General features: G+C 68.7%; 11 protein-coding genes and 1 pseudogene. 4 read left to right on the forward strand and 8 right to left on the reverse strand.

Annotated features, from left to right (window positions below):
• Positions 1-311 precede the first annotated feature (311 nt).
• Positions 312-1,445 (forward strand): FAD-dependent oxidoreductase, encoded by a 1,134-nt coding sequence (locus OOK07_RS40795; RefSeq protein WP_266801628.1) that lies wholly within the window; start codon positions 312-314, stop codon positions 1,443-1,445.
• A gap of 756 nt (positions 1,446-2,201) precedes the next feature.
• Here the strand turns inward: OOK07_RS40795 and OOK07_RS40800 are convergent.
• The gene (locus tag OOK07_RS40800; protein ID WP_266801629.1) at positions 2,202-2,600 is read right to left on the reverse strand and encodes a nuclear transport factor 2 family protein; all 399 of its coding nucleotides are present in this window, start codon (positions 2,598-2,600) and stop codon (positions 2,202-2,204) included.
• Positions 2,601-2,884: 284 nt separating this feature from the next.
• Positions 2,885-3,637 carry a helix-turn-helix domain-containing protein gene (locus OOK07_RS43880; RefSeq protein WP_405669998.1) on the reverse strand — a complete coding sequence of 251 codons (753 nt, stop codon included), beginning with the start codon at positions 3,635-3,637 and terminating at the stop codon, positions 2,885-2,887.
• Positions 3,638-3,879: 242 nt separating this feature from the next.
• Between OOK07_RS43880 and OOK07_RS40815 the strand changes: the two genes are divergently transcribed.
• Positions 3,880-4,545, forward strand: coding sequence for a DUF4097 family beta strand repeat-containing protein (locus OOK07_RS40815; protein WP_266802293.1), 666 nt, complete (start codon positions 3,880-3,882; stop codon positions 4,543-4,545).
• Between the two features lie 155 nt (positions 4,546-4,700).
• Complete coding sequence (locus OOK07_RS40820) at positions 4,701-5,516, forward strand: alpha/beta fold hydrolase (protein ID WP_266801630.1); 816 nt, start codon at positions 4,701-4,703, stop codon at positions 5,514-5,516.
• A gap of 89 nt (positions 5,517-5,605) precedes the next feature.
• On the opposite strand, the pseudogene OOK07_RS40825 reads toward OOK07_RS40820, so the two are convergent.
• Positions 5,606-5,968: pseudogene (locus OOK07_RS40825) on the reverse strand (YhjD/YihY/BrkB family envelope integrity protein); the annotation flags it as partial.
• Positions 5,969-6,165: 197 nt separating this feature from the next.
• The gene (locus OOK07_RS40830) at positions 6,166-7,077 is read right to left on the reverse strand and encodes an NAD-dependent protein deacetylase (protein ID WP_266801631.1); all 912 of its coding nucleotides are present in this window, start codon (positions 7,075-7,077) and stop codon (positions 6,166-6,168) included.
• A gap of 180 nt (positions 7,078-7,257) precedes the next feature.
• Between OOK07_RS40830 and OOK07_RS40835 the strand changes: the two genes are divergently transcribed.
• The gene (locus tag OOK07_RS40835) at positions 7,258-7,608 is read left to right on the forward strand and encodes a hypothetical protein (protein ID WP_266801632.1); all 351 of its coding nucleotides are present in this window, start codon (positions 7,258-7,260) and stop codon (positions 7,606-7,608) included.
• Positions 7,609-7,765: 157 nt separating this feature from the next.
• Here the strand turns inward: OOK07_RS40835 and OOK07_RS40840 are convergent, their stop codons facing one another.
• The 4 genes from OOK07_RS40840 to OOK07_RS40855 all read right to left on the reverse strand — a co-directional run bounded on the left by OOK07_RS40840 (position 7,766) and on the right by OOK07_RS40855 (position 12,067).
• Positions 7,766-8,035, reverse strand: coding sequence for a hypothetical protein (locus OOK07_RS40840; protein WP_266801633.1), 270 nt, complete (start codon positions 8,033-8,035; stop codon positions 7,766-7,768).
• Between the two features lie 308 nt (positions 8,036-8,343).
• Entirely contained in the window at positions 8,344-9,330 is a 987-nt protein-coding gene (locus OOK07_RS40845; protein WP_266801634.1) for a L,D-transpeptidase, read from the reverse strand.
• 555 nt (positions 9,331-9,885) lie between these two features.
• Entirely contained in the window at positions 9,886-10,269 is a 384-nt protein-coding gene (locus OOK07_RS40850; protein WP_266801635.1) for a VOC family protein, read from the reverse strand.
• Positions 10,270-10,537: 268 nt separating this feature from the next.
• Positions 10,538-12,067, reverse strand: a complete 1,530-nt coding sequence (locus OOK07_RS40855) for an MFS transporter (protein ID WP_405669988.1) — start codon at positions 12,065-12,067, stop codon at positions 10,538-10,540.
• Positions 12,068-12,095: the final 28 nt, after the last annotated feature.

Here is a 12,095-nt window from a genome sequence, read left to right on the forward strand (position 1 = left end):
CGGGCCCGGGGCCGCCGGCGTTCGCGGCCGTGTGGTCGGCAGTGCCGAGGCCGTAGTGCATCGACGCCGAGGTCGCTGTGATCCAACTGCCTTGACCACACTCCTGATTGTCGTGCGCACATCTCGCCATGCCCTTGGGTCGATCTCCACTCAAGTTGGTGCCGGTGCCGGTGCCGGCACCGGTGTGCGGTGTCGGACATCTGTCAGGGGCCGTCGGATCGATGTCGGCGGCTTGTCGGCGGGGCCTGGTCTCCTTTCCAAAGAACCTGCGGGTACTCAGCCGGCAGGCGTGCGACTGGTAAGGGATCACCATGACCACTGACGTCACGATCATCGGCGCCGGACTCGGCGGCCTCACGCTCGCCCGCGTCCTGCACACCCACGGAATCCCGGTCACGGTCTACGAAGCCGAGTCCTCATCGTCGGCTCGCGCGCAGGGCGGGATGCTCGACATCCACGACCACAGCGGCCAAGTTGCTCTGCGGGCGGCAGGTTTGATCGACCAGTTCCGCAGCCTCATCCTGGATGGCCGCGAGGCGACACGCGTCGTCGCCTGGGACGGGACCGTACTGTTCGACGAACCCGACGACGGCACCGGCGGACGTCCCGAGGTGCAGCGCGGCCAGTTGCGACAGCTCCTGCTCGACTCGCTCCCGGACGGCACCGTCCACTGGGGCTGCAAGGTCAGCAGTACCGCTGCCCTCGGCGAGGGCCGCTACGAGGTGACCTTCGTCGACGGCAGCACCGTCGTCACGAGCCTGCTGGTCGGCGCGGACGGCGCGTGGTCACGGGTGAGGCCGCTGCTCTCCACCGCCACACCCGAGTACGCCGGCCGGTCGTTCGTCGAGACCTATCTGTTCGACGGCGACGCCCGGCACCCGGCCGCCGCGAAAGCGGTCGGTGGTGGGGCGCTGTTCGCACTCGCGCCGGGTAAAGGGATCCAGGCTCATCGAGAGAGCGGCGGCACCCTTCATACTTACGTGGCGCTGTCCAAGCCGCACGACTGGTTCGCCGCCATCGATTTCACCGATGCCGCCGAGGCCACCGCACGGATCGTGCAGGAGTTCGATGGCTGGGCGCCGGAGCTCACCGCGCTGATCACCGAGAGTGACACCGCGCCGGTCCTGCGCCTCCTCAACACTCTGCCGACGGGGCACCGGTGGGACCGGGTGCCAGGAGTGACCCTGGTCGGCGACGCCGCCCACCTCGCGCCCCCGAACGGCGAAGGGGCGAACCTGGCGATGCTCGACGGTGCCGAACTCGGCCATGCCCTCGCCGCGCACCCCGATGACGTCGAGGCCGCGCTCACCGAGTACGAGCAGGCCATGTTCCCCCGCAGCGCCGACTCCGCCACCGGCGGCGCCGAGCTCTATGAGCACATGTTCGGCGACAACGCACCCCACAGCATGATCAACATGTTCACCGGACACGAGCACACCTCATGACCTTCTCAAGCCCTAACTGAGGCTCTCCTCCTCGGCCTCGCTCGATCCGCACCCGCTGGGCGCGTTCGCCCCGCCGACCGCGGAAGCCATCGACACCGTGCGTCGGCGGATGTCGACCGGAGGGCAGAGGCTCCCCCGCAAGATGGACGGCTCACCGTGGCCTTGCCGGAAGAGATCCTCTGCGCCAGCCGTACCAGCGGATCGTCCGCGAGGGTGAGTCGGGCTTGGTTCAAGGGGTACGCGCGGAAGGAATCCACAGCACAGGCGGAAGGTATCCACAGCACAGGCCGCGGAAGGAAGCCGCAGCAAAGACTCAGAGACTCAACGACAGGCAGGAGTACCTGATGATCGCGCAACCCGAGAACGTCGCCTCGCAACCGGATCCGGAGCCCCGTCCCACCCCGCATCCCAAGCCCGCGCCGCCCGGCCCGGCGCCCACCCCCGCGCGTCCTCCGGCCCCAGCACCCGAACCCCCGGCTCCGGAACCGGCGCCGCCTGGCCCCGCCCCGACGACGGAACCGGCCCGCGACTGAACGCACCGCGTTCCGGCCTCGACCAGCAGCGCCCACGCCGCCGGGGCGATGGGGGGTGGTGCGTGCCTGCGCCGCCCCTCGGGGGCGGCCCGGGGACGACGCCCCCGTCGTCGGAGAAGCCCCCACGCGATCCGTCATCCGGCAGGGCGGCGAGCCGGATCCGAGCCGGACGCATCTCACGCGGCGGTCAACGCGGCGTTCCGTTGGCCGAGTTCGGGCGCTCTCAGTCGGTCACTGTGTCGCCGTGACGATGAGCGACCCTCCACTCGCCTTCCTCGCGGCGGTACACCTGGGTGGCCCGCAACGTGTAAGTGCGCGGTTCTCCGCCGACGGAGGCAGACGTGTGCTCAAGGCCGGCCGTATAGGCCATGTCTCCCGACACGTCGTACGCCTGCAGTTCGAAAACGTACGACGTGCAGTCCGAGAAGCTCTTCTCAAGGGCGGCGAACAGCTCGTCGATCTCTCGCCGGCCGTAGCCGTTGCGCCACGCCCCCAGGACGCTCACGGGCTCATTGCGTGACCAGAGCGCCCGCCGGGGGGCCGCGTCGCCGTTGTGCAGCGCGAGTTCCGCCTCGTACAGGGCGGTCTTGACCCACGCCAGGAAATCGTCGCGATCGGTCATGCCTTCATCATGCGCCTGTTGATTGGGGCCGCACACTCGTCAGCGTCGGCGCCAGGGCTGCGTGCCGCGTCGGGGTGGCTGTCGTGCCCGGTGCTCGACCTTTTCCTGCCCCACATGCGCGCAATCGATTTGAGCGTGCCGGAGTGAGTCGGCTCAGCCGGTGAGAGCGATGTGGTGGATGCGGGAGGGAGGCGACGCCGCACTGCTCCGGAAGGTGCTCGTGGGTGATGGCGCCGGCCACCGCGCCGATCCGGCCGGCTGCGATGGTCGAGAACGGTTGTCCATCACTGGTCCGTGCTTGCTTCGGTGACGTCGGCCGAGGCTGCTTCGGACTTGGTGTGGAGGACTTCGCGGGCCTGTTCGGCGGCGCGGGTGATGCTTTCGCTGATGAAGTCGAGAAAGCGCGCGATGTTCTCCAGGCGGGTGGCTGCAGGGGTGCGCGGGCCGAGGATAGCAACGCCCTGACGTGCGGTTTCGACGAGTTGGTCGTTGGCTCGGGCGCTGGCGATCGTCGCCTGGTAGAAGAGCTCGTCGTCGACGACGTAGCGGTCGCGGCGGCGCTCGTCGCGTTCTCGGCGCACCAGGCTCTGGCTCTCCAGGAAAGCGATCGATTTGGAGATGGACGCCGGGCTGACCTGGAGGCGCCGGGCGAGTTCGGACGCGGTGAGACTGCCCGCGTCGGTGGTGAACAGGCAGGTCAGGACGCGGGCCGCCATCTTGGGCACTCCCGAAGCCATGAGCACGGTGGTGAGTGTCTCCTCGTACCGCGCCACGGCCTCGGCGTCGCGTCCGTGCGGCTGAGGGAGCGACCGCGCCTCTCGGGAGGAGGCGGGCCTGCGCCGGTGGGCGCGCTGTTCGGTGGCGCGGTGAGCCAGGTCGGCGCGGTAGGCGGTGGGGCCGCCGTTGCGCATCACCTCACGCGTGATCGTCGAGGTCGGACGCTCCAGGCGTCGGGCGATTTCGGCGTAGGGGAGGCTGTCGGCCAGCCCTAGCGCGATCTGCTGGCGTTCCTGCTGGGTGAGCCTGCCTCCCGGCATCGCGATCTCCCTCGGTGGTTGTTCGTGTGGCAGTCCCTGATTCCGCTCACGATAGCGTTCACCTCTCAGTCATTGCAATGATCGGTTCGGCTGACGTTGCGTTACTGGCTTAATCATTGCAACGTTTTGGTGCATTTGACCTGCATAAGTAGTCATCGAATGCAACGAAGTAGTTGCCATAAAATGGAATGCAACGTAGCGTTTCTGGTGTTGGAAAACACGAGCGAGTACAGGAGAGCATGATGCAGAAGTTCGACACCCCCGCGCCCATCTCCGCCGTCCTGGACATCCCCGCCGGACGCATACGGTTCATTGCCGCCGACCGCGCCGACACCACCGTCGAGGTCCTGCCCGCCAACCCCGCCAAGAGCCGCGACGTCCAGGCCGCCGAGCAGACCACCGTCGCCTACGCCGAGGGCATCCTGCGGATTCGCACCCCCGAGCACAGGAACCAGCTCTTCGGCCCCTCCGGATCCCTGGAGCTCTCCGTTCAGCTGCCCGCGGGTTCCCGTATCGAGGCCAGGGCTGCCAGCTGTGAATTCCGCGGCGTCGGCCGCCTGGGCGACGTCGCCTTCGACGGCGCGTACCGCCAGATCAAGATCGACGAGGCCGCGAGCGTCCGCCTCACCGCGGTCGACGGCGACGTCGAGGTCGGCCGCCTGGGTGGCCCGGCGGAGATCAGCACAGCGAGGGGCGACATTCGGATCACCGAGGCCGTGCGCGGCGCGGTAGTGCTGACCACCCAGTCCGGCGACATCACGGTCGGCGCCGCCGCGGGCGTCTCGGCCGCCCTGGCCGCCGACACCGACTACGGCCGCGTCAGCAACGCCCTCAAGAACGATGGCTCCGTCGAACTCGACATCCGCGCCACGACCTCCCGCGGCGACATCACCGCCCGCAGCCTCTGAACGAGCAGAACCAGAACCGTCCGGCCGGGTCCACCGCGATCGAGATCCTCTCGGTCGCCGCCGAGGACGCGGCCGTCCGCCCCCTCCGGCCTGCGATCCAGGTGCAGGGCCTTGAAGAAGTCGTACGCCACACCTCACGCGATCAGGTGGAACACATGACCAAGAACAGCACTGCCTCGACCACTTCGACATGGACCGGCATGGTGCCGGTTGACGACACGGCCCTGGCCGTCACCGACACGGGCGGTCCCGGTGTGCCCGTGGTCTATCTCAATGGGCAGTTCGCCACCCAGGGGTACTGGCGGCGGGTCATCGCCGAACTGGGAACGGGATGGCGTCACATCGCCTACGACGAGCGGGCCCGCGGCAAATCGAAACGGTCGGCGGACTATTCCTTCGAGGCGGCCGTCCGGGACGTCGATGCTGTTCTCGCGGCCAGAGGCGTGGACAGGGCGCTGGTGGTGGGCTGGTCCTACGGGGCGTGCGTGGCGGCGCACTGGGCCGGCCGGAACCCGGAGCGTGCCGTGGGCGCGGTCCTGGTTGACGGCGCGTTCCCCTACGACTGGCTCGATGCCGCGATGGAGCAGCGGATCCGGAAGCTTTTTCGGCGACTCGGCTGGTTTCTGCCGCTGCTGCGCCCGACGGGCCTGGCCCCGCGGATGACCGCCGAACAGCAGGCGGACAGCAACATCGAGCTCGGCAAACTCTCCCGCGAGCGGGAGCTGGGCCCCGTGCTGGACGACATCACCGTCCCGGTGCGGTACGTGGTCGCTTCGGGGACGTCCTTCGGAAGCCGCGGTGAGGAGCAGGAACAGATACGCGGCAGCCTCGATGCGGTGACCGCCCGCAACCCGAACATCCGGATCGGCGCGAAGGTCGCCAGCAACCACGGCGCGATCCTGAAAAGGGAGTTCCCGGCCATCGCCGAGGCCGTACGCGAGGTCGCCGCCCTCGACCGCGGGGCGCGCTGAAACCATGGACAGGGCAATGACCACAACGACACGTCCGCGCACCGATGCCGGCCAGGCGGTCACGTTCCGATGTGAGTCAGGAGGTGGCGTCAGCGGACAGGCCCAGGACCCGGATGTACGGCGGAGGTGATGCCGGCGCGCGCCGCTTCCAGCTGGGCGGCGAAGGCGATGCCGAGGAAGAGGGCGACACCGGTGACGTTGGCCCACAGCAGCAGGGCGACGAAGGCGGTCAAAGGTCCGTAGACGGCCCCGAACGCGGTGCTTTTGCCGACGTACAGCGCCAGCAGCCAGGTGGCCGAGACCCACAGGAGGAGATGGGCCGCGCTGCCGAAGGCGAGCCAGGTGTAGCCCGGCTGCCTGCGGCGCGGCGACCACCGGAAGATCACGGCGGATGCGATCCACGCGAGCGCCAGCCCCACCGGGATCTCGAGCGTGCCCCACCAGCTGTCTGCGCCACCGGGGGAACCCGGCGTGTGCCTGTTTCGACTGCCCCGGAACGGCTGCTTCAACGGTCGCGCGACTGCTTCAGCGGTCGCCGCCCACGTTGCGCGTACGAACGCCGGTGAGCGGTGAAGGGCTTGCGCGGGGAGGTCGTGGTTGTGGTCACTGGGCAGGCGCCAGGCGCCAGGCGCCAGGCGTCCGGCAGTCGTCACGCTTGCGGCCGGCCCACGGGGTGGTCGTCCAGGGGGATGCCCAGTTGGTCGGCGAGGGTGGTGAGGGCTGTTCCGAGCGGGAGCAGGATGCGGGTGAGCGCGTGCCGGTCGCCCCGGGTCGGATCCCGGTTGACGATCAGTACCGGCTTCTCGGCCTCGGCCGCCTGGCGGACGAACCGGAGTCCGGACATCACCGTCAGCGAGGAGCCCAGGACCAGTAGTGAGGCTGCTTCCCTGACCAGCGTGCGGCAGTGATCGACCCGCCGCGGCGGCACGGTCTCGCCGAAGAAGACCACGTCCGGTTTGAGGATGCCGCCGCAGAGCGTGCAGGGCAGCACACGGAAGTCGCCGACCTGGTTATCGGTGAGGTCGGCGTCACCGTCCGGGTTGATTGCGGCGGCCGCCGGCTCGAAACCTGGATTGGCGGCCTCCAGCCGGCGGGCGAGTTCGCGGCGCGGGCTGACGGCGCCGCACGAAAGGCAGACGACCCGGTCCAGGCTTCCGTGCAGCTCGACGACGTCCTCACTGCCCGCGACCTGGTGCAGACCGTCCACGTTCTGGGTGATCACACCCGCGAGCAGTCCGTGCCGGCCGAACGCGGCCACAGCCCGGTGACCGGCGTTGGGGCGGGCCCGGCCGAAGGTGCGCCAGCCGAGGTGGCTGCGGGCCCAGTACCGGCGCCGGGCCTGGGCGCCCGCGGTGAAGTCCTGGTACGTCATCGGGGTGTGCCGGCTCAGGCTCCCGCCCTCGCCCCGGTAGTCGGGGATGCCCGACTCCGTGGAGATGCCGGCCCCGCTGAGCACCAGCACACCGCCGGCGCGCAGCGCATCGGCGACCGGCGCCAGATCCGTGGTGCCCGCAGGCAGGTCCTCGGTAGGCATCCAGCTCAGAGTGGGGCGCATGCGCATGCCGCCAGGGTACGGAACAGACTGCCCTGCAGCCGCAGGTATCTTCATCCGCTCGGCACGCTGATCCAGAACACACGGACTGGCTCCGTCCCTCGCAGGGTAGGACCAGTCTGCGCTGTTCTGCTCAGTCGCTGGACAGCCCGTCTCGTCCGAGCGCGCCGTCAAGCCCAGGAGATGTCCATGCGGAAGCTGCGACTTCGAGCCCTCTTGCTCACGCTGCTCGCCATGACGGTCAGCGGCGTGGTGCTCGCCCCGACGGCATCGGCTGCCGAACCCTGCGGCGCCGGATGGCTGTGCCTGTACAAGGGCCGCAACTTTACCGACATCGCCTACATGACTCAGCGGCACGGCTATTGCCGGAACCTCCTCGACTTCGGGATCGGCAGCGTCGGGTCCTACCGCAACAACCAGTCCGTGTACGTCGACTTCTTCGATGCGAGCCAGGACGACAAGGTGTGGAGCATCCGGCCCGGCGGCAGCAGCTCCGACGCCACCACGTTCCAGGACGAGCGTTACGTCTGTACCCGCTGAGGCGGTGCGCAGCAGATCGTCCGTCGGCGGTACTCTCCCGCGCGGCTGCCCCGCGCGACCGCCCGCCATCCCGCGGCGTGCTGACGGACGGAGAGGCAGTGGCATCGGCGCTCTACGGCCGTTCTGCAGCCGCTCTACGACTGCGCAACGCGGTGCGTCAGGCGGACGGCGGCGGCATGACCTCCTGGGGTCGGTCGGCCTTCCCCACGAGCGTCCGGGACAGGGGGAGCACAGACCCCACGACGAAGAGGCCGAAGAGGGTGATGGGCAACAGCGGCAGCAGCTGCGCGGAATCGTCGTGCAGCCAGTGCCGGTTGCCCCACCAGTTCGCGCAGACGTCCAGCACCATCACCGTGCCCGCCAGCCGGACGCCTTCCTTCCGTACGAGCACCACCAGCACGGCAACCAGCGGATCGAGGACCGTCAAGCCAACGAGGAAGACCTGCAAGGGCACTTGCTGAAACGACGCATAGGCGTGCATCCCGCCACGGATCAAGTCGAGGAGATGGGCGCAGGCTCCCTCAAGGAATCCGAGTACGTACACCACGAGAACCCATCTCGCCCAACGTGGCTGCCCGCTCCACCGCTCCCGCAGCTCACATCCCACCGGGCCACCCTGGGCGAGACGTCAAACGCCAATCGGCCAACTGTGCTGTGCGCAGCGGCCGATCGGGGGTGGGGTGTCTGGTCAAGGTTCGAGCGAGGTGCCGCTGACGGTGTCGTCGCCGCACCGCGTCACAGCGTCGCGGTCGTCTGTTCTCCGGACGCACTGCCTGCCAGCCACTGGTCCCAGCCGAGGTTGAAGTCGGCGTAGCCGTTGTCGGCCGGGGCCTTGGCGCGGGAAGAGCCGGTGATGGTGACGGGATCGCCCTGCTTGACCTGGCCGTAGAACCACTTGGCGTCCGACATGGACAGGTGGACGCAGCCGTGCGAGCCGCGGGCGCTGCCGCTGCCCGGGTTGGGGTCGCCCGTCGAGTAGTGCACATACGTGCCGGACTGGGTCAGGTGGACGTCCCAGGGCAGCGTCAGGTCGTAGTAGTTGGGGCTGCCCTTGTCGCAGCTGATGCCGACACTGCAGGAGGTCATGTGGACCTTCTCCTGCTTGTCGATGACGGCCATGGTGCCGTTCCACGTCGGGTACTCGGGGCTGCCCGCGTTGATCGACAGGGTGCGCACCGGCTTGCCGTTCCGGGTCACCTTCATGGTGTGTCCGGTCACCGAGACGTCCGCGCGCACGTCGTCGCCGATCGTGAAGCTGTGCGTGTAGCCGTGTACGCCGTAGCGTCCGTTGCCGTTGCTGACGCCCTTCAGGTCAGCGTCGATCTTCACCTTCGTGTTGGCGGGCCAGTACGTCTTCGGCCGCCAGTCGGCTCGCTTGTCGCCCATCCAGTGCCAGGCGCCGGCCACCGGCTGCGAGGCGCTCACCTTCATGTGCTTCTCGACCGTGGCCCGTGCCTTCGCCGCCACCGGGTTCGTGAAGATCACCGAGATCGGCATGGCCACGCCGACAGTGTTCCCCGTCTGCGGGGTGATCGTATCCAGCAGCATCGGCGGGCCCGCGGGCTTCGTCGGCTTGGGCGAGATACTTGCACTCGCCTTTCCTGCCGCGTTCGCGTCGTCGCCGCTCGCCTTGTCGCTACCGCCTCCGCCGCAGGCACTCGCGCCCACCAGCACCGCGACCGTGACGAATGCGATCCCTATGCCGCCCTTGCGCCGTCCCACGACCTGCCCCGCTCTCTCGTGCCCCGGCCCTGACGGGCCCCACTCACTGTCAGATGGTTTCGGCATGGGCCGCAGTTGCGTGCGGCACGTAGATCTTTAGTGATCCACGTCACTCAAACCTCCTGACGTTCTGCTGCGGGAACCTTCGGACTGCTCAGCCGCGCAGGAGCGCCGGGTCCGGCTTTCTTGTTTCTGCCACTTGAGGCTCCCACCGATCGGCCGCCCGGTGTCCCACGACAATTCGGCTGCCCATCACGAACTGCGGCTAACCGCTTCGTTGGGATTCGCAGGGAATCGACCGCGAGGTCGCCCGCGGGAACGTCAGCGGCACAGCGACATACGGTGGGCCACTGTCGCGACGGGACGCCGGCCTTGCGAGAGACGAACCCGCCCCGATGGCCGGTGCTCCAGTCCTGCCATTCAGCGCGCCTCCGAGGGCTACCAGGGCGAGGGAGAGACCCACCTCCCTCCTTTGGCGATCCGCGGAGTCGAGCGCCTTCAGTGGGCGGATCCGCGCCAGGGAGTCACGTGCGGCCGCTTCGTCGGCGCGGGTGGTCAGAGGGGCTGCAGCCGGGTGCGCAGCAGGCAGAATTCGTTGCCTTCCGGGTCCGCCAGGACGTGCCAGCTCTCGGTGCCGGTCTGGCCGATGTCGGCGGGTCTGGCGCCGAGAGCGAGCAGTCGCTCCAGTTCGGCGTCCTGGTCGCGGTCGGTGGGGCTGACGTCGATGTGCAGCCGGAGCTTCCCTGGCCGCGGGTCGCTGCTGGGGCTGAGGACCAGGACGGGCTGCGGGCCGCCGAAGCCGACGTCGGGCGGCCCGATCTCGATGCTTCCGTCGCCCTCCCGGCCGAGTTCGACGTAGCCGAGGACCTTGCTCCAGAACTCGGCGAGCCGGTCGGGGTCGGCGCAGTCGATGACCAGTTCGCTGATGCGGCATGCCATGACCGCCAGTGTACGGAGACAACCCGAATGCCGAGCGCCGACCGCGTTGTGGAGGACCGCGCGCCCCGAGAACGCGTCCTTCTCGGCGATATCGCTCCTGCCAGTCGTTCCGTCCTGCCAGGCGTTCCGCCCCGTCAGGCGTTCTGCGTCCACGAGGACGATTCGTCTGCACGGGACGAGCAGGATGTGGCCGGCGGGTGACTGGCCCCTGCGCACCGCCGTCGGCGGTGGGCAGAGGGCCTGCTGAGGCGAGACGGGTGACGGGGGCTCAGACCTTCTGCCGGGTTGAGCGATAGAGGGCCTCGGCGCTGGAGAGCAGTTCGCGCTGTTCGTCTTCGGAGCCCACCATCGGTTGGGAACCGTTGAGTGGCACCTGTGCGCTCTCCGGCAGGAACTTCACGGTGATCAGTCCGATGACCCCGGCCAGCATCAGGTAGTAGGCGGGCATCAGGTCGTCGCCGGAGGCGTTGACCAGGGCGGCCGTGACCAGTGGCGTGGTGCCGCCGAAAGCTGCGACGGCGAAGTTGAAGCCGATGCCCATGGCCGCATAGCGCACGGCGGTGGGAAAGAGCGCGGGCAGAGTGGCGGCACTTGGTGCGGCGAAGCAGGCCAGCAGCGTCGACAGGATCAGCACACCCAAGATCGGCGGCCAGGTGCCGTGCATCTTGATGAGTTGGAAGGACGGGATGGCCAGGAGGATCATCGCCGCCGCCGATACGGCATAGACGGGACGTCGACCCACGTGGTCGCTGAAGCGGCCGAGGAAGGTGATCAGCACGACGATCCACACCATGCCGATGAGCACCAGCACGTCGGAGGATGAGCTGGACCGGTTCAGGGTCTCGGTCTGGTAGGTCGGCAGGTAGCCGGTCACCATGTAGTTGGTGACGTTGTACAGGAGGACGAGGCCCATGCAGATGAGCAGGGCAGGCCAGTGGTCCTTGACGATGGTCTTGAACTCGCTGCCGGCCGACGTCTGCGCGAGGCCCTTCTCGTGCTCGTCGAGCTGCTGCTGGAAGGCGGGCGATTCCTCCAGCTTCAACCGCATGTACAGACCGATGGCGCCCAGCGGCCCCGCGATCAGGAAGGGGATCCGCCAGCCCCACGAGAGCATCTGGTCGTCGCTCAGGGCGAGGTTCAGTACGGTGACCAGGGCGGAGCCGAGCGCGTAGCCGACGAACGTACCGAAGTCCAGCCAGCTGGAGAGGAAGCCCCGGCGCCGGTCGGGGGAGTACTCGGCCACGAAGGTGGTGGCGCCGCCGTACTCCCCGCCGGTGGAGAAGCCCTGGACCATCCGGGCGAGCAGCAGCAGGATCGGCGCGGCGATGCCGATCGTCGCGTAACTGGGGATCAGGCCGATGGCAAAGGTGCCGATCGCCATCATGATCATGGTGGTGGCGAGCACCTTCTGCCGGCCCAGACGGTCGCCGAGCGGCCCGAACACCAGCCCGCCCAGCGGGCGCACAACGAACGCGGCGGCGAACGTGGCGAACGAGGAGACGACCTGCGCACCGGGCGAGGCGCCGGGGAAGAAGACCTTGCCGATCGTGGCGGCGAGGTAGCTGTAGACGCCGAAGTCGAACCATTCCATGCAGTTGCCCAGTGCGGAGGCACCGACGGCGCGCCGCAGCAGTGGCGGCTCGACGACCTGGACGTCCTCCTTGCGCAACGCGCGCCTGCTGCGGCGGAGCCTGCGGGTCAGCTCGTCACGGACCTGCCGCGGCATGTCCGCCGCGCTCTGCCGCACCTGCTCCCTGTGAGGGGAGTCTGCCTGAGGGTGCCTCGGGCTCGCAGTCATTAGGCATGCCACCTTGCCAAGTCGTTCG

Origin of the sequence: Streptomyces sp. NBC_00078 (assembly GCF_026343335.1) — a bacterium.
GTDB lineage: Bacteria > Actinomycetota > Actinomycetes > Streptomycetales > Streptomycetaceae > Streptomyces.